This is a genomic window from Vibrio sp. S17_S38 (genome assembly GCF_014694375.1).
GTDB lineage: Bacteria > Pseudomonadota > Gammaproteobacteria > Enterobacterales > Vibrionaceae > Vibrio.
Window position 1 is genome coordinate 279,984 of the sequence record NZ_JAAUWW010000002.1, and the last position, 17,589, is coordinate 297,572.

The 17,589-nt window shown below is 41.3% G+C and carries 15 protein-coding genes and 1 riboswitch; of the genes, 4 read left to right on the forward strand and 11 right to left on the reverse strand.

What is annotated here, in order from left to right:
- The first annotated feature begins 72 nt into the window (after positions 1-72).
- Positions 73-630: an isochorismatase family protein gene (locus tag HC725_RS02860; protein ID WP_190330255.1), complete on the forward strand. Its 558-nt coding sequence runs from the start codon at positions 73-75 to the stop codon at positions 628-630.
- Positions 631-705: 75 nt separating this feature from the next.
- Here the strand turns inward: HC725_RS02860 and HC725_RS02865 are convergent, their stop codons facing one another.
- The 5 genes from HC725_RS02865 to HC725_RS02885 form a co-directional block, all read right to left on the reverse strand.
- Positions 706-1,758, reverse strand: a complete 1,053-nt coding sequence (locus HC725_RS02865; protein ID WP_238928410.1) for a succinylglutamate desuccinylase/aspartoacylase family protein — start codon at positions 1,756-1,758, stop codon at positions 706-708.
- 70 nt (positions 1,759-1,828) lie between these two features.
- Positions 1,829-2,734 carry a 30S ribosomal protein S6--L-glutamate ligase gene (gene rimK / locus HC725_RS02870; RefSeq protein ID WP_190330257.1) on the reverse strand — a complete coding sequence of 302 codons (906 nt, stop codon included), beginning with the start codon at positions 2,732-2,734 and terminating at the stop codon, positions 1,829-1,831.
- A gap of 30 nt (positions 2,735-2,764) precedes the next feature.
- A complete protein-coding gene (locus HC725_RS02875; RefSeq protein ID WP_190330258.1) occupies positions 2,765-3,190 on the reverse strand; it encodes an ATP-dependent zinc protease family protein in 426 nt (141 codons plus the stop codon).
- 252 nt (positions 3,191-3,442) lie between these two features.
- The gene (locus HC725_RS02880) at positions 3,443-4,399 is read right to left on the reverse strand and encodes a porin (RefSeq protein ID WP_190330259.1); all 957 of its coding nucleotides are present in this window, start codon (positions 4,397-4,399) and stop codon (positions 3,443-3,445) included.
- A 272-nt stretch (positions 4,400-4,671) separates the two neighbouring features.
- Positions 4,672-5,775, reverse strand: coding sequence for an anhydro-N-acetylmuramic acid kinase (locus HC725_RS02885; protein WP_190330260.1), 1,104 nt, complete (start codon positions 5,773-5,775; stop codon positions 4,672-4,674).
- Positions 5,776-5,933: 158 nt separating this feature from the next.
- Here HC725_RS02885 and nagZ point away from each other — a divergent pair, with 158 nt between their 5' ends.
- The 3 genes from nagZ to HC725_RS02900 all read left to right on the forward strand — a co-directional run bounded on the left by nagZ (position 5,934) and on the right by HC725_RS02900 (position 9,091).
- Complete coding sequence (gene nagZ / locus HC725_RS02890; protein WP_190330261.1) at positions 5,934-6,926, forward strand: beta-N-acetylhexosaminidase; 993 nt, start codon at positions 5,934-5,936, stop codon at positions 6,924-6,926.
- A gap of 122 nt (positions 6,927-7,048) precedes the next feature.
- Positions 7,049-7,756: a phosphonate utilization transcriptional regulator PhnR gene (phnR, locus tag HC725_RS02895; protein ID WP_190330262.1), complete on the forward strand. Its 708-nt coding sequence runs from the start codon at positions 7,049-7,051 to the stop codon at positions 7,754-7,756.
- 85 nt (positions 7,757-7,841) lie between these two features.
- Positions 7,842-7,940, forward strand: a riboswitch (purine riboswitch).
- 140 nt (positions 7,941-8,080) lie between these two features.
- Positions 8,081-9,091, forward strand: coding sequence for an adenosine deaminase (locus tag HC725_RS02900; protein WP_190330302.1), 1,011 nt, complete (start codon positions 8,081-8,083; stop codon positions 9,089-9,091).
- A 148-nt stretch (positions 9,092-9,239) separates the two neighbouring features.
- On the opposite strand, the gene fbpC is transcribed toward HC725_RS02900, so the two are convergent.
- The 6 genes from fbpC to HC725_RS02930 form a co-directional block, all read right to left on the reverse strand.
- Positions 9,240-10,295 carry a ferric ABC transporter ATP-binding protein gene (gene fbpC, locus HC725_RS02905; RefSeq protein WP_190330263.1) on the reverse strand — a complete coding sequence of 352 codons (1,056 nt, stop codon included), beginning with the start codon at positions 10,293-10,295 and terminating at the stop codon, positions 9,240-9,242.
- Between the two features lie 16 nt (positions 10,296-10,311).
- Positions 10,312-12,408: an ABC transporter permease gene (locus tag HC725_RS02910; RefSeq protein WP_190330264.1), complete on the reverse strand. Its 2,097-nt coding sequence runs from the start codon at positions 12,406-12,408 to the stop codon at positions 10,312-10,314.
- Between the two features lie 193 nt (positions 12,409-12,601).
- The gene (locus tag HC725_RS02915; protein WP_190330265.1) at positions 12,602-13,639 is read right to left on the reverse strand and encodes an ABC transporter substrate-binding protein; all 1,038 of its coding nucleotides are present in this window, start codon (positions 13,637-13,639) and stop codon (positions 12,602-12,604) included.
- A 224-nt stretch (positions 13,640-13,863) separates the two neighbouring features.
- A complete protein-coding gene (gene uhpC / locus HC725_RS02920; RefSeq protein WP_190330266.1) occupies positions 13,864-15,192 on the reverse strand; it encodes an MFS transporter family glucose-6-phosphate receptor UhpC in 1,329 nt (442 codons plus the stop codon).
- Between the two features lie 87 nt (positions 15,193-15,279).
- The gene (locus HC725_RS02925) at positions 15,280-16,899 is read right to left on the reverse strand and encodes an MASE1 domain-containing sensor histidine kinase (RefSeq protein ID WP_190330267.1); all 1,620 of its coding nucleotides are present in this window, start codon (positions 16,897-16,899) and stop codon (positions 15,280-15,282) included.
- Positions 16,900-16,904: 5 nt separating this feature from the next.
- Positions 16,905-17,540: a response regulator gene (locus tag HC725_RS02930; protein WP_190330268.1), complete on the reverse strand. Its 636-nt coding sequence runs from the start codon at positions 17,538-17,540 to the stop codon at positions 16,905-16,907.
- Between the last annotated feature and the right edge of the window lie 49 nt (positions 17,541-17,589).

Consider the following 17,589-nt stretch of genomic DNA (forward strand, 5'->3'; position numbering starts at 1 on the left):
AACGGAACCAATATCACATTTATTGGTCTATCATTGGCATTGTTTATATTTTTATCATTAAACGGAGAGATTATGTCTATTACTGTATTAGATCCGAAAACTGCCTTGATTGTAATTGATATTCAAAAAGGGATCTTGGCTTTACCAACATGCCATGACTCTGATCCAGTGGTGGATAAATGTGTGCAACTGCTGAATGCTTTTCGTGCAAAAAATTTGCCAGTAGTTTTAGTGAATGTCGCAGGTGGTGCGCCAGGTCGTACTGATCAAACAAGTTCTCATGGGGAACTACCAGCAGATTGGGCTCAACTTGATTCTCGTTTGAATATTCAATCTAGCGATCATTTAGTGACTAAAAAAACGTGGGGTGCGTTTGTTAATACTGATCTAGATACACATCTGAAAGCACAAGGCGTAACGCAAGTTGTGGTAGTTGGGGTGGCAACAAGTATTGGTGTGGAATCAACAGCTCGACAAGCCTTTGAAGCGGGATATAACGTGACATTAGCAATCGATGCTATGACGGATTTAAACTTAGATACACACAATAATAGCGTGAACTTAATTTTCCCTAGAATGGCAGAAACGGGTTTAACTCAGGATGTGATTGCCCTTGTTGAAAAACGCTAATTTAGAGTTAAAAATAGAATAAAAAAAGACCAGATCATTATGATCTGGTCTTTTTGGATCAATCTAGGTCACATGCTAACCATTATTCATTTGGTTAGGTACGGCAATAAATCCAGTTGTCAGGTTTTCATCTTTAGCTTCTACAAGCTCAATAATGTCGCCGATATAATTTTCGACTTTATCACCAACAGAATCATTATCTTCCGTAAAATACGCAACGTGGAATACTGCATCGCCTTCATTGACGAGAGGTAAGGTCTGTTGACCAATGACGATACCTTCTTTTGGCGCTTCCATGGTCATTTCTTCGTGGCCTAGCGGTGAGCTAATATAGGCTAATACTTGGCCTTTACTTACTCGATCGCCTAAAGTAACCATGGTACGTAAAATGCCATTACTTTCTGCTCGAACCCAGCTGCTTGATTTAGCAATAACAGATTCTGGTAATTTTCTACGTGATGCGCGGAGCATTTTCAACTCTTGCATGACACGAATTACCCCTAATACACCAGCGTTAATGGCGATAGGCTCAAAGCGTAGAGCCTCACCAGCTTCATAGGTAAGAACTGGAATACCGAACTTTTCAGCCTCAGCACGCAACGAACCATCACGTAGAGCTGCATCAATAATCACTGGCGTCCCAAATGCTTTTGCCATTCTGAGCGTTTCAGGGTTTTCTAAGCACGCTCGAAGTTGTGGCAGGTTAGTTCGATTAATCGCTCCGGTATGTAGATCGATAATGTAATCGGCCTTTTGTGCAACTTCAGTAAAGAACGTATGTGCAATACGTGAAGCAAGTGCACCTTTTTCTGAACCAGGGAAACAACGGTTTAAATCACGGCGATCGGGTAAATATCGCGACTTATGAATAAAACCGAACACATTGACGATAGGCGCAGCAATCAAAGTACCTTTGAGCTTACTCGCGTCTATTTTTTCAATAATTTGTCGTACGATTTCTACGCCATTAAGTTCATCACCATGAATGGCAGCATCAAGCAATAAGACAGGACCAGCCTGTTTGCCATGTATGATTTCGATAGGGATAGAAAGCGGCGAGTGTGTATACAGCTTTGCCGCTTCAATTTCCATTACTTGTCGTTCACCTGCTTTAATCACCTTGTCCATAAATTTAAAAGATGGGTTTCGTTTCACCTTTTTTTTGACTGGTGTTGCAGTTTCAGTTGCTTTGGGATTATTAGCCACGTCCACGAGTTTTGGTTCCTTTTTCAGAAGCATTTTTTTCTATGAAATCAATGATCATCCCTGCAACATCTTTCCCTGTTGCCGCCTCAATGCCTTCAAGACCAGGTGATGAATTGACTTCCATCACTAATGGGCCGCGTGAAGAACGTAATAGATCTACGCCTGCAACGTTTAAGCCCATAATTTTTGCTGCAGCAACAGCCGTTTTGCGTTCTTCCGGTGTGATACGAACCAACGATGCTGTTCCACCTCGATGTAGGTTTGAGCGAAACTCACCTTCACCAGCTTGACGTTTCATTGCCGCAATAACTTTATCACCGATAACAAAACAGCGGATATCCGCACCGCCTGCTTCTTTAATGTATTCTTGCACCATGATGTTAGCTTTTAAGCCCATGAACGCTTCGATAACACTTTCAGCCGCTTTACGTGTTTCAGCCAATACAACACCAATGCCTTGAGTACCTTCAAGTAACTTTATCACCACGGGTGCTCCGCCGACCATTTCAAGTAGATCTTTGATGTCATCTGGTTTACTGGCGAAACCGGTAATAGGCATGCCAATTCCTTTGCGAGAAAGGAGCTGCATAGAGCGAAGTTTGTCGCGTGAACGAGTGATCGCAACAGATTCATTAGCAGGGTAAACACCTAACATTTCAAATTGGCGCAATACCGCTGTGCCATAAAAGGTAACTGATGCGCCAATACGAGGAATGATGGCATCAAAATCTTTTAATTCTTCACCTTTAAAATGAATCTGTGGCTGGTCAGAATTGATATTCATATAACAACGCAATGCATCGATCACTTTGACCTCATGTCCGCGAGCGTGGCACACTTCGATTAAGCGCTTAGTTGAATACAGTGAGCGGTTACGCGATAAAATCCCGATTTTCATTAATCTTTATCCTTGGTGGATGGGTTGATACTAAGAAATTAAAAATGATGCAGTAGGATCAACTATGATCTTGTTTTGCATCGCTGTTCGGCCTAATAACATCCGAAATAACATATTTTCTCTATTAGTTAATGTCATTTCGATTGGCCATTCTTCTTTATTAAACTTAAGCATAGTCTGGATGACGAACCTTTGCTCTTCGTGGCCGCCTGAATCTTTGACCATTCTTTGATCTAAAACCTTGGCTTCACACTCTTTGATAAAATCATTATTATTTTGCAGAGGGTGTACCCAAAAACGAACCCAAAGTTCACTGTCTCGCTCGAAAGTTTCAAGTTTGAAAGTATGTAGACAAGAGCTGCGAGCCCCGGTATCTATCTTGGCTTTGATCGTTTCAATGCCCAGTTCTGGGAGGGATAATATTTCTCGCCATCCTACGATGATTTTATCGGTCATAGTTTTTATCACTAAGGTTGGTTAATAGACTTGCAGAGTGTAAGCCTACTTGAATATAACAAGTAATTAGCAGTGTAGATAGGTAATGTTGCGGACCTTAACAATTCTATAGGGGTACGTCATGTGAAATGTTTTTTTGGTCACGATAAAAAGCGTTGATTGAAAATAAAGGTAGATTATTGATGTTAGCGACCTACAAAAAAGCCAGACAATTCGTCTGGCTAGTGCTTATCTCGTTATGCTAGCAAGGTATTAGAAATCGTAACGGATGCCTGCTTGTAGCCGATCATCTTGATTGTCGATTTGCTCAAATTTGTAGCCAACATAAGTGCGCAGGTTACTGTTGAATTTGTACACGCCTTCAAGTGCGAAGTTATCTACCGCGTCATCATCGCCGTCATTACCGGTGGCATAGTTATACACGCCAACGAATGTCCACTGTTCAAATTTATATTGCGCTGAAACTTCGTAGCCATCATTATCACCATTTGCACCATCATCAGTTGTCATTTGGTATAGGGCACCGAAAGTGAAATCAGCAATAGAATATTGTGCGCCTAAGTCAACTTGAGATACATCATTATCAGCCGATTTACCACCAGCATAGCCGGCACCTAAATCCAAACCGAAATCAAATGAGTACTTTGCACCTAAAGAATATTGGTCGCTATCAACCTCTTCACTTGCGAGATAGTTAGCGCCAACGGTTAGCCCACCAAATTCACCTTTGTAGGCAAAGTTATTCTCTTGTTTATCTGCGCCAGCATTAAGTGATAAAGCATCATCTGCGTCTGCACCAAAAGTGGCCATAGTATCGGTAAAGTCTGTGATCATAACTAAAGCGGTATCTTGTTTACCGTAAGAAAAATCGCCAATTTGAGTGCCAATACCTGCAAATACATAACGTGTTTTAATATCACTACCTGAACTGACTTCGTTTTCGTATTTACCAAAACCCGTCAATCCTTCTGATATTTTCGTTTTGCCTGAAATGCTTAGACGCGCACGGCTTTTATCATCAAACTTACTACCTGTTTGATCACCAGTGGTCGAGTCATATTCTTCATTGTTATCTGACACATTGAAGCGAGCTTCTGCACGGCCACCAATTTTTAACTCAGATGTTTCATCTTTATAAACGGTTGCTGCGAGAGTTGATGTCGAAACGAGTGCTGCAAGAACAGCGGAAGCCAATACTGCTTTTTTCATGGTTTAATCCTATTGATTTAAATTAGAGACTTACATGTCTTCTTAGGTGTTGCGGTTACTCTAAAAGAGGAGTGTGAAACATTGATGTCGAGAATGTGACAGTTTGGTTTAATAGGTGAGAGCGGATGAAAATGTGATTGGCATCACTTAAACTAGAAGAGTAAAAGCAAAAAAATAGCCAAAGATGGTGGGATCTTTGGCTACATAACCTGCACTGTACAAAGTTTATTTAAGTAAATTGTCTGGATAGATATTGTGGTAATAGAGGTAAGTTAAGTCGCAGAATAAATTGCACCGAGAATGGCTAATCGACTTGCACCTGTTGCGGCGGGTAAATTACCCGGTTGACGATTCATCGTTTGGTGTGCCAGCCATGCAAATGCCATCGCTTCCATATAGTCAGCATCAATGCCGTATTTTAAAGTATTACCAACCTGCCAATTAGGCAGTAGTTCAGTTAAACGAGCCATCAGTAATGGATTTTGAGCGCCACCACCGCACGCTAAAAGCTCATTTGTGGCGGTGTTACTCCCAAATTTTCTGACTTCTTCGGCAATGGTTATTGCAGTTAATTCGGCTAACGTTGCTTGTACATCCGCGATAGACGTCGAGAATTCAGAGAACATATTCTCTAGCCATGGTAGGTTAAATAGCTCGCGCCCAGTGCTTTTAGGGGCCGATTGTTGGAAATAAGGTTCTTGTAACATGGCTTGCAGCAAAGCTTGATCAATGGTGCCACTTTTGGCTAATTGGGCATCTTTATCAAAACTTTGTTGATAATGTTTTTGCACCCAAGCATCCATTAGCATATTACCCGGTCCGGTATCATAACCTGAAGTTTGATCGCCATTAATAATAGAGAGATTAGCAATACCGCCAATGTTTAGGATCACAATATTATTGTCTAAATGATCAAAGAGTGCTTGATGAAAAGCAGGAACCAAAGGCGCACCTTGGCCGCCAAGTGCCATATCTTTGCGGCGAAAATCGGCCACGGTGGTGATACCTGTTTTGGCGGCAATAATATTGGCGTCACCCAATTGCATCGTGAAGGGGTAGCGTGAATCTGGCGCATGAAATACGGTTTGACCATGACTGCCAATGGCGGTGATGTCATTGATTGAAGTATGGCTAGTAAAGAGCAATTGGTTTACAGCATCGGCAAACACATGCCCTAAGCGATGATCAATCTCACCGATTTTGACCAGATTAGTTTGTTGTCCAATGCACACGTCTAATACATCGGCTTTGAGATCCGCAGGCATGGTAAAAAAGTCATGGGCTAATAACTTTATTGTTTTCCCATCGGTTTCGACTAATGCAGTATCCACACCATCTAAACTGGTGCCAGACATAATACCAATGTACTTTTCCATGAATCGTTCTCCTACAGCAATATTGTGCTTTGAGTATAACTGCATATAGTGTCAAAATATGGAAATTATATAGTGATTCAGTGGATTACATCACATGTGTTGGTTTTCATTCACTGAATACATAAACATAAAGTTAATTTGTTCAGTAAGGAATAAGCATGGGTCCATTGTGGTTAGATGTCGAAGGGTTTGAACTCGACGCAGTAGAAAAAGAAATTCTGGCACATCCAACCGTGGGCGGCGTGATTTTATTTGCGCGTAATTACCACGATAATGAGCAATTAATTGCCCTTAATAAAGCCATTCGCACCGCAGCTAAACGTCCGATTCTCATTGGTGTTGATCAAGAAGGTGGTCGTGTGCAGCGTTTTCGTGAGGGCTTTACGGTCATTCCTGCAGCAAAAGATTATGCTGAAATGAAGAATGGTGAAGAAGCGGCGTTACTTGGCGGCTGGTTAATGGCAGCAGAGTTGATTGCGCACGATATCGATTTAAGTTTTGCGCCAGTGTTGGATAAAACGTTTCAATGTAAAGCGATTGGTAGCCGTGCATTTGGCGAAGATTTCGATACTATTTTGAAATACAGTTCGGCTTATATGAAAGGGATGAAGCAAGTTGGTATGGCAACCACCGGTAAGCATTTTCCGGGTCATGGTGGTGTGATTGTGGATTCGCATTATGAAACGCCATTTGATCACCGTGATGATATTTTTGCTACCGATATGGCGATCTTTAAAGCACAAATTGAAGCTGGAATTCTTGATGCGATGATGCCGGCGCATGTGGTTTACCCTCATTATGATGATCAACCCGCAAGTGGTTCAAACTATTGGTTAAAAGAGGTATTGCGTAACCAGCTTGGTTTTGAAGGGATTGTGTTTTCAGATGATCTTAACATGGAAGGCGCCAGTATTATGGGGGGGCCAGCCGAGCGTTCACTAAAATCCATGCAATCGGGCTGCGACATGGTATTGATGTGTAATAATCGACAATCTGCGATTGAAGTTTTGGATAATTTACCCGTAACTGAAGTGCCACAAGCGATGTCGTTGTTGAAAAAACAAAGCTTTAGTTTGGCTGAGCTGCAATCAACTGAGCGTTGGAAGCAAGCCAACCGATTGATGCGAGATCATCAAGAAACTTTACGTTAGTTAGCGGTAGCTCTATTCGTCTATTTTAACTACAGTAGCTATATCTATGTTAATTGTGGCCTTATGTTAATTGTTAGCATCGTTGGTATTAACCGCTGAATTCAAGATAAATAAGGGATGCCGTGCAGTATGTGAAAATTAAAGAAGCGTTGGTTGAGCAAATTGATTCGGGCATGTTGGCTGCGAGACAAAAGCTGCCATCTGAACGTAAATTAGCGGAATCTTTTGATACAACGCGAGTGACTTTGCGTGAGGCGTTATCGCTATTGGAAGCAGAAGGCAAAATTTACCGTGAAGATCGCCGTGGTTGGTTTATCTCTCCAGAACCTCTTATTTACGATCCAACTCAAACCCATCAGTTTACGAACATGGCTTTAGCACAACAGCGCAAACCTGAGACGAAATTGATCTCAACCAAATCGATGCTAGCAAACAAACAGGCAGTGAAATTATTAGAATTGCCGCCTTTTTCCGATGTTTACCAAGTAGATAGAGTGCGCTACTTAGAAGATAGACCAGTGGTGTTTGTCACTAATTACATAAAGTCAGAGTTGTTCCCAAAGCTGCTTAAGCATGATTTAAGCCAGTCATTAACCGATATTTATCATGAACACTATGGGCAGCAGTATCAAAAAATTCGTTATCGAGTCAGCACGACTTCCTTGCTTGGAAATATGGCCCAAGCTTTGCGAGCTACGCCGGGCAGTCCCGCGACTTTAGTAGAACGGATTAACTACAATCAACATGGGCAATTGGTTGATTGTGATTTAGAGTATTGGCGACATGATGCTATGTGTATTGAATCAACGGCCGAATTTCAGTGTGATTAATTAAAACCTAGCAATATCGATACTTGTATTTTTATTGGAATTTTTGCACAATCTGCCACCAGTAATTTAACGCCACATTACGAAAAAATGAGCGTTAAATTCACTTCGTATAATCCCACTAATCTGGCGTGGGAGTCTCTACCGAAATACCATTATTTCGATTACGAAGAGAAGCGAGCGGTCGTTTTCTCTTTGTATGTCTACACTTAACTTATTCATACTCCATTTTTTGGATTGTGGGTCAGTACATCAAAAAGAAAAAATCGTTGCGCATTCACTTTAATCAATTGATTTGAAAAAAGGGTATAGACAATGAACCAACAGATGAAAACCTTTATCCAAGGCCTGCCAAAAATTGAATTGCATTTGCATATTGAAGGCTCGCTTGAACCTGATCTTATGTTTGAACTCGCCAAGCGTAATCAGATTTCCATTCCTTTTACTTCCTCACAAGAAGTACAGGAAGCATACCAATTCAATAATTTACAGTCGTTCCTCGACATCTATTATCAAGGTGCGAATGTATTGATTCATGAGCAAGATTTTTACGATCTTACTTGGGCGTATTTATTGCGCTGCCAACAAGATAATGTCATCCACACCGAAATTTTCTTTGATCCGCAAACTCATACCGCGCGTGGTATTGCGTTTGAAACCGTTATTAATGGCATTGATAAAGCGCTAAAACAAGGTAAAGCCGAACTTGGGATCTCAAGCCAAATTATTATGTGTTTTTTGCGCCATTTAGATCAAGATTCAGCGTTTGAAACCTTACAACAAGCGCTACCATTTAAAGATAAAATAATTGGTGTTGGCTTAGATTCTTCAGAAGATGGTCATCCACCAGAAAAATTTACCGAAGTCTTTCAGGTCGCTATGAGTCATGGTTTTTTAACTGTCGCCCATGCAGGGGAAGAGGGACCGGCGGAGAACATTCATAACTCCATGAAACTTCTGGGTGTGTCTCGGATTGATCACGGTGTCCGTTGTGTAGAAGATCCGCAATTGGTTGCTCAATTGATTGATGATCGTACGCCATTGACCGTTTGCCCACTATCGAACACAAAACTTAAGGTTTTCGAAAAAATGGCAGATCACAATATTGTTGAGTTATTACGTCAAGGTTTGTGCGTGACCATTAACTCGGACGATCCTGCTTATTTTGGTGGCTATATGACCGATAATTTTATGGCAGTTGCGCAAGCTCTACCAACCACACAAGAAGAATTGATGGCATTCAGTTTCAATGCGATTGAGGCGAGTTTTATTTCTGATGTGGAAAAGCAGAGATTGAATGAGCGGGTGAAGCAATATGGCTTATTAAACGGGTGGTAATTTAAATCACCAGAATTGGATTACTCAATCTCTTTTTTGAATAGTTTGTTGTTTTATTATAATGAAAAAGCGGCGGCTTTAGATTTAGCCTCCGCTTTCCTATTACTTCCTATACAGTCGCCTATTATTGATAGTTTGGCGTATTTAGTTAAGTGCTTTCGGGCAATAAAAATAATCCAACAGGATTGATAATTAAATAGGCATGATCGGTACAGTTGGGATCAAACTGTGATGAGTTTAACTGTAATAAAAGCTCTTTGTCATGCCACTGAACGGTGAGCTCAAATATTGAGCCCATATAGGTTTTATTTATGATTTTGCACTGCTGGCAAGCTTGACCTTCGGCACGCAATAATATTGCTTCTGGTCGGACACCAATTTGGTAATTACCTGGCGGTAAAGCTTGCACCGTTTCTTCATCGGCAGGAATGTGGTAATCATTAATGATTAAATCTGTACCGTCATAATGACCATTAAATATATTAGATTCTCCCATAAAACTGGCCATAAATAGGGAGGTCGGATGTTGATATAATTCGGTTGGGGAGCCTTCTTGCATGATGTCGCCATCTTTCATTACAATTACGGTATCAGATACTGCGAAGGCTTCAGCCTGATCATGGGTCACGTATAAAGACGTAATATTAAACCGTTGTTGCAATTCACGGATGGTTTCACGCATGCTGCGTCTTAAATTGGCATCTAGATTACTTAAGGGCTCATCAAACAGCAGCACTTTAGGCTTCAATACCAATGCTCTGGCTAAGGCGACTCGTTGTTGTTGCCCCCCTGAAATTTGGTCAACATAACGTTCACCAAATCCTTCTAAGTCAACCAGTTTTAATGCTTCGTCTACTCGCTGATTGATTTCCTTTTTATGTAAACCAATCATTTTTAGTCCGTATCCAACATTATCACGCAAAGATAAGTGTGGAAATAAGGCGTAGGATTGGAACACCATACAAATATCGCGTTGTTGGATGGAGGCGCTAGTGACATCTTCGCCATCAATAAAGATCTGGCCGCTGGTCGGCTTTTCTAACCCTGCAACAAGTCGTAATACTGTGGTTTTTCCGCAACCGGACGGGCCAAGTAAAGTGACCAAGCTACCTTTTTTGATTGTTAAGTCCAAATCGCCAATCACGGTTTTGTCACCAAAACGTTTGCAGACATTTTTTAATACAACAAAGTTTTCATTTTCCATGGGTATTCTCCAAACGTTATTCTTGATTATTGGCTTTTGAACGAGACACGCGTGCTTCGCCAACAAAAAAATCAAATATTAAAATAATCGACAGCATCACCACAATGAGAATGGAGCCATACGCGATCGCGATACCATATTCTCCATCTTCAACTCGGTTTAATATATAAGAGGTCGCGACTCGAGTTTCTGGTGTAACTAAAAATATGATGGCGCTGACGGTCGTCATGGCGCGAACAAAACTGTAGATTAATGTGGAGAGGATTGCTGGTCTCAATAAAGGTAATAAAATTTGGGTAATAGTTTTAAGCGAATTAGCTTTCAAACTCATAGAAGCTTCATCGAGTGATTTATCCAGTTGACCTAAACCTGCGATACCAGCTCTGATGCCGACGGGTACATTACGCATCACCATTGAGATAACCACAATGGCGGCAGTGCCAGTGAGATAAATAGGGGCATCATTAAACGCTAGAATATACGAAACTCCGGCTACGGTACCAGGTACGGCGAAACAAAGCATGGTGGCGAATTCAATGATCTTTTTACCATGGAACTGCTGGCGTACGACGATATAAGCGATCAATAAGCCGAACAATGCCGTTAGTGGCGCGGCGATCCCTGCGAAAATAATGGTTGAGATTAACGATGGCCATGCGCCTTCTCCAATACCCATCCCAAATAAACGAGTGTAGTTATTTAAGGTTAAGCTGTAATCCACACCCCAGTTAACAGTAAAGCTACCAAAAACGATGCTGCCATACAGTAAGATGTTGAACGCCATCCAAAAGTATAATAATCCGGAAACTGAATGTTTCAATAGGCTTGGAAGGGGTTGCACATCACCTCGATACGATTTTCCCGAAATAGTGACGTATGATCGCTTACCTATCCATAAATATTGCACCACAAAAATCGTTAGAGAGAACAATAATAATACGGCGCCTAAAGTACTGGCGGAGGCGTAGTCTAATTGTGCTCCTGCTATATAGAAATATATTTGAGTTGCCAGCACATCAAAGCTACCACCTAATACTAGCGGGTTACTGAAGTCGGCGAGCGATTGAACGAATATAATTAAGAAGCTATTAGCTAGCGCGGGTTTTAATAAAGGTAATACGATTTTAAAAAAAGTTTGATAGCGGTTTGCTCGCAGGGTATATGAGGCCTCTTCTAGTGAAGGATGTAATGATTTCATCGCGCCATCTAAAATCATAAAAGACATAGGGGCAAAGGCGAGTACTTGTGCCATCCAAATGCCAGTGAAACCATATAACCAGTTGGTTTGTTCTAATCCAAACCAATCCGTCATAAATTCAGTGACATAACCTGATCGGCCTAACATTAAGGTGACCCCTAAGCCGACCACAAAAGGTGGAGTGACGATTGGTAAGATAGAAAAAATACGTGCGATAAATGCTGAACGTATGGCTATACGTGTAGTGTAGATGGCAAAAACCAATCCAAAGAAGGTGGCAGCGATACCAACGGATACTCCGAGAATGATAGAGTTCCAGATAATTTGAATAATATGTGAATGGCTAAGAATATCGAGGAATTGCCACGCTACAAAGTTCCCCATGTCATCTTTAAACATAGGAATGAAGATGGCAATGCTCGGAAATATGATGAATATGCCGATTAATAACACAATTGACAGCAGCGCACCGATCACAAAGCGATCACCGCCTAAAAACTCTAAGCGTGCAAACGCTAAGGTTATTACTGCCCCTAAAGCAATAAATAAAGCAATAGTGGAATAACCCAATCCTTGATGAGTTCCCCAAGACGAGATCAAGACAGCTAACATGCAAAAAACTGAGTAACTAATATCAAAATAATGTCGTGATTTTGCGTATTTGTTAAGCGGTTTAAGCGGGCGAATGAATAATACGAGTGGTAGAGTAAACCATAACCAAGCAATGTTTAGACTACTCCACCCCATCGCATCGTGAAATTCTTTAGAGGTCGATTCAAAAACGCCATAATCAAGAGCAAAAGAGGGTAGTAAGACAAATGCACATAAGAGCGCGATTATCCAATAAAAAATCGGATCGCGATGAGGCGTGTTGTGCTGCCGGCGTGGAACGGTGTCTGCGGTGAGTTCATTCATGTATGAGTACCAAAATAGTGATTCGATCATTAAGCACGATTTGATTGCAACAATGTATTATTGGGACAATGTAAAGTCGTGAGCGTCTCTTTTGCGGTCAGCAAAGACAACGCCTATTCGATAGAACATTGGAATAGCGAGCCAGAAGTAAGGCAGAACGAGCCTACCTTACTAGTGTGATAGTGTTTGAGGGTTAGTTACCCATTTTCACCTGGTTGACCCATTTATTGATCAGACGTTTACGCTCATCAGATGAGCCATAGGTGTCCATGTCATAATTTATTAGAGTGAGTTTTTTAGGATCCAACGCATTCGGCGATTGCTCTGCTTGAGTGTTGGTTAGGATCTGGAATGACTGACCTTGTTTCCAAGCCAGTTCTTGGCCTTCTTTAGACATAACCCAATCAACGAACAACTTGGCGTTATCTAGATTGCGTGCACCTTTGATAATACTAACGCCACCAATTTCATACCCAGTACCTTCACAAGGAGAAATGAGTTCAAGTGGGGCACCTTTTGATTGTTCTAGTGAGTAATCGTGTAAGAATCCGATTCCAATCGCTATTTCACCACGAGCCGCGTTACGAGAAGGAGTGACACCTGATTTAGTGTATTGGGAAACATTTTTATCTAACGCTTTGAAATAATTAAAAGCTTTTTCTTCATCCCATAATTGAATAAAGGTCGCTAATGCCGTGTAGGCTGTTCCTGAGCTCTGGGGATCGGAGATTTGGATTTCATCTTTATATTCAGGTTTAGTCAGATCTTCCCAGCATCGTGGAATCGGTAACCCTTTTTCTTCTAGACGCTTAGTGTTCACCCCAAAGCCCAAAATACCCATGTAGACTGCTGAGGAGTAGTTACCTTTACGTTTGGCTGGATCTTTGAACCCATCCATGATGAATTCAAGTTGTGGTGATTTATAGGCTTGCAGTAAACCCATTTCCCCGGCTTGAGATTGAGGATCTAAGGTGCCACCGTACCAAACATCAGCGCGAGGATTCTTTTTCTCTGCATCTATTTTGGCAAAGGTACTTCCAGAGCCATTACGGACAAAAGAAGTATTCACATCGTGTAGCTTCGAAAATGCGCGAGTTTCGGCTTCACACATAGCATTGGTTGCGCTGCAATACACCACGAGCCGACCTTCAGCAAAGGCTTGAGTGGCAAGAATGGATGATGAACCTAAGATCAATGTGGCAAGCAAGCTGCGCTGTAATTTATTATTCATATTTCTTTCCTCTTGTTATTGTCGTCACTTAACGGATGTATAGGGTGTTGTAGTTAAGTGCGGATCACGTACCTGTGATACGGCTAGCTATTTTTCAATAGCAAAACTTGAAATACATTTGTAATGTTGAATCTGTCATTGCCCAGTATGACAAGATTTTGCTCGGTAATGGTCGGTTCTTATAAACCGGAACATATAAAATACAGTGCTAACATGACGATAAATTAACGTACTATCGTTCTTGTTCGTTGCTGTGCTTGAAGAAAGGGTAATATGAATAACCCTATTGAGGCCGCTGCGACAGTGATGACGCTAAAGAATCCTTCCCATCCGAACCGCTCGATAATTAACGATAATGGGTAGCTGGCCAGTGCTGCGCCTAAATAACCAAATAAGCCAACAAAACCGGTAGCGGTGCCTGCTGCATCTTTATGCGAACACTCAGCTGCTGCCATACCAATCATCATTTGTGGTCCAAAAACAAAAAAACCAATAGAGAAGAAACATCCCGATAACACCACAACGTTATTGACGGGAGTCAGCCATAACGCGGCCACAGAAATAAAGATACCTAAAGAGAAAATCAGGTTCATCGGAGCGCGATTGCCGTGGAAAAATTTATCCGATCCCCACCCCCCAAATATTGAGCCAAAGAACCCACCGATCTCAAACATAGATACCACCGCGTTAGCTGAAAATAAATCATACCCATGTCGCTCGGTTAAATATAAATTCCCCCAGTCATTAATGGCAATTCGTACCACATACACTAATAAGTAAGAGCTGCCCAATAACCAAATATACTTATTACTTAGAATATAGGTTTGGATAATTTGAGAAAAACGTAGACCAATCCCTTCAGCCTCGTGCTGCTTCTCGATTTCATCGTCTCGCCATTCCCCTACTGGAGGCAAACCTAGAGTCACTGGTCTATCTTGCATACGAAAAAACAGTAATAATCCCACGGCAATAGCTATACAGCCTGGAATAATAAAGCCGTATCGCCAACCTAAAGTCACCGTAATAAATCCAATACTTATCGGGATTATTGCGCCGCTAACGTTGTGGCAAGTGTTCCAGATTGACCACCAGAATCCTCTTTCAGAGCGTGAGTACCATGCGGTCAGTAATTTAGCGCATGGTGGCCATCCCCAGCCTTGGAAGAAAGCATTTAATGTCCAAAGTGTTGCAAACATAGTCAGCGAAGAGCTGAGCCCAAAGAGTAGGTTAATGATTCCAGTAAAAATCAGCCCAAGTCCCATAAAGTAACTGGGTTTAGTCTGATCGCTTACAATTCCTGAGACAAATTTTGAGAGGCCATAGGTGATGTAAAATAGTGTGCCAAGAATACCAAAATCTGAATGTTGTAAGCCTAAGTCATTGAGCATAGCGGGCATTGCAAAATTAAGACTTTTACGGGTAAAGTAAAACACCCCATAACCCACATACATCGAGAACATTAAATGCATTCGCCAGTAGTGATACGTATTATTTATTTGTGCGCTATCTTGGATAGGCGTAACTATCTTGGCTGATGTTGAAAAGAACATCATATTTCATGTCTCCCTAATGCTTATTAAGAGTAGCTAAGCGATCTACAAAATGAATGAGACAAAGTTATAAAAGAGTAAGAATTTTTCCTAGTTTGTCGCTTTGTTATGTGGTTTTGTGGGCAAGTTAACAGTTACTCGAGTGCCTGATTGGCCATGAATGAGTGTTGATTCAATGACAAAGTCGCCGCCTAGCGCACTAACCCGCTCTTCGATACCTAATAGCCCTTGTCCTTTGGTGCGCCAGTTATCTGGTAGACCCACGCCGTTATCGCGTAGATCCACACTGAAAGTATCTCCCGGTACAATACTTAATTGCACCGATGTCGCCTCGGAATGCTTATAGGTATTATTGAGTAATTCTTGAATAATACGATACAGCGTGACGGTAGTGATCTCATCCAATCGATCGGCAAAAATGCCAAAGTTCAAATAGAAATCTACATGCCGTTCTATAAATTTCATTTCACCTGCTAGTTGCCGGATGGCGTTTTCTAATCCAAGTTCATCGAGTGTGTGCGGGCGCAGCTGAGTTAGTAACTGCCTAGTAGAGGAGTGAATGCGCATCGCGAGAACGTTGATGGTTTCAGAAATATGATTTTGTTGTTCATCTTTTGTCAGTCGTTTAGCGAGCATAGACTGTATTTGAATGGCGGTAATATTCTGACCAATTTCATCATGTAACTCGCGGGCGACAGATTTTCTGATTTGTTCTTCAACCTGTACCAGTTGCCGAGTAAGATTTTGTTTTTTGGCTAATTCATATTCTAGCTTTTGGTTGGTTTGGGTTAATTGTTTAGATAATAAATGTTGTCGACTGATCGCGATTCCTAAGCCTAATCCAATTAAAGTTTGGGTAGCGACGAAGCCTTGCAATTCGATATCTGAGCTAAAAGATCCAGTGACTTGGCGAGCAGTGGCTAACAAAATACTGTTCATCACGCTGGCTAATACCCCGCCTCTCCAGCCGTATCGATAAGCCATAAAAATATTGGGCAGCAAAAAAATAAGTAATGCCAGCGGTTGCAGTTGTTTCAATAACACTAGCTCGGCGCTCAAACCAATACTGAAGAATAGTAAGCACCATAATAGTGCGGAAGGGCGCAAGGTGACTTCGTTGTAGATTAAAGTTGGAGATAGCGGACTCCAAATTTGTTGTTGTAAGTAATCGTATAATAGATACAAAAATGGTGTGAGCAATAGGCCTCCAGTAACTGCTGCTATGGTGGTTTGAGCTACGTAATGCCATTCAAGCTCCAATGGTTTGATCAACAACAATATGCCCAGTCCACAGAAAAATCCGTAAACCAAAGTAAGCCCAGTAAGTGCGAGTAATTTTTGCCAATAAGTTTGCAGTGGTGACCACAAGATGCGAAATGGTATCGCGATCCAATATGCGATTAATAAAAATAATAGTAATAAATATTCATGATTTGGCGCGTGTAATAAGTGTCCTAATAGTAAGACCATCCCTATTTCACATATGGTGACTCCAAGCCATAACGAACGTGGTGCTAAGGTGAGTGTTATGAGTTTCAAGCCTGTTGGTAGTAGTAACCCTGCTAGAAATAAGTCGGTGGTTAAATAGCGACTTATGTTCCATAAACAGAACCAACATAACGAATACAATAAACAAGAAAAAGTATAAAAGAATCCACGAGAAAGCGAGATTTTTAGCAAGGAGTCAACAGTTAATCGAATATAGCGCATATCATTTACGACACTTCATTGATTAGCAGTTGATGAGTGATGGCAAATCGGATCAGATCGACGTTGTTAGACAAACCAAGCTTACTTAAAATACTGGCTCGATGAACATGAATTGTTTTGTGACTAATAGATAAATAATGACCAATTTCTTTTGCTTCTTTACCTTGAATTATATGGTAAAAAATTTCCTTTTCTCGTTTCGTCAGCGCTTGTAATGCGGGTGGTGTGCCGGAAGCATTACTCAAATTAATTAACGCATCGGCACATAAATAGCGATCCCCTTTAGCGACGGTGCGAATTGCCATCACTAATTCACCTGGGCCGCAGCGTTTTGACAAGTACCCGTAAGCTCCGGCTTCTAATGCTTTACTAACAAACGATGCTGAATCATAAATTGATAAAATAATGGCTTTTAGCCCCGGTTGTGCTTTTTTAAGCCGCTCCAATAAATCCAATCCATTTTCATCGGGCATTGAAATATCAATCACCGCAACATCCACTGTTGTTCTCGACAAGGTATAAAAAGCTTCACGCGCATTACTGTGTTCACTGTGCACCGTAATATCAGGTTCGACAGATAATAACTGCGCAAACCCAGACCGAACCATAATATGATCATCAACCAAAGTAACAGAAATCATTTGAATATTTTATCCATGCATTGTGAGTCGATTAGTTAATATAGGAACG

Bases quoted from the DNA above. Each gene is read 5' to 3' on its own strand.
- HC725_RS02900 (WP_190330302.1), top strand. From the start codon at position 8,081: ATGAAAACCTTTATCCAAGGCCTGCCAAAAATTGAATTGCATTTGCAT.
- HC725_RS02915 (WP_190330265.1), bottom strand. From the start codon at position 13,639: ATGAATAATAAATTACAGCGCAGCTTGCTTGCCACATTGATCTTAGGT.
- HC725_RS02910 (WP_190330264.1), bottom strand. From the start codon at position 12,408: ATGAATGAACTCACCGCAGACACCGTTCCACGCCGGCAGCACAACACG.
- HC725_RS02860 (WP_190330255.1), top strand. From the start codon at position 73: ATGTCTATTACTGTATTAGATCCGAAAACTGCCTTGATTGTAATTGAT.
- HC725_RS02880 (WP_190330259.1), bottom strand. From the start codon at position 4,399: ATGAAAAAAGCAGTATTGGCTTCCGCTGTTCTTGCAGCACTCGTTTCG.
- rimK (WP_190330257.1), bottom strand. From the start codon at position 2,734: ATGAAAATCGGGATTTTATCGCGTAACCGCTCACTGTATTCAACTAAG.
- uhpC (WP_190330266.1), bottom strand. From the start codon at position 15,192: ATGATGTTCTTTTCAACATCAGCCAAGATAGTTACGCCTATCCAAGAT.
- HC725_RS02885 (WP_190330260.1), bottom strand. From the start codon at position 5,775: ATGGAAAAGTACATTGGTATTATGTCTGGCACCAGTTTAGATGGTGTG.
- HC725_RS02875 (WP_190330258.1), bottom strand. From the start codon at position 3,190: ATGACCGATAAAATCATCGTAGGATGGCGAGAAATATTATCCCTCCCA.
- HC725_RS02865 (WP_238928410.1), bottom strand. From the start codon at position 1,758: ATGGACAAGGTGATTAAAGCAGGTGAACGACAAGTAATGGAAATTGAA.
- HC725_RS02930 (WP_190330268.1), bottom strand. From the start codon at position 17,540: ATGATTTCTGTTACTTTGGTTGATGATCATATTATGGTTCGGTCTGGG.
- HC725_RS02925 (WP_190330267.1), bottom strand. From the start codon at position 16,899: ATGCGCTATATTCGATTAACTGTTGACTCCTTGCTAAAAATCTCGCTT.
- nagZ (WP_190330261.1), top strand. From the start codon at position 5,934: ATGGGTCCATTGTGGTTAGATGTCGAAGGGTTTGAACTCGACGCAGTA.
- fbpC (WP_190330263.1), bottom strand. From the start codon at position 10,295: ATGGAAAATGAAAACTTTGTTGTATTAAAAAATGTCTGCAAACGTTTT.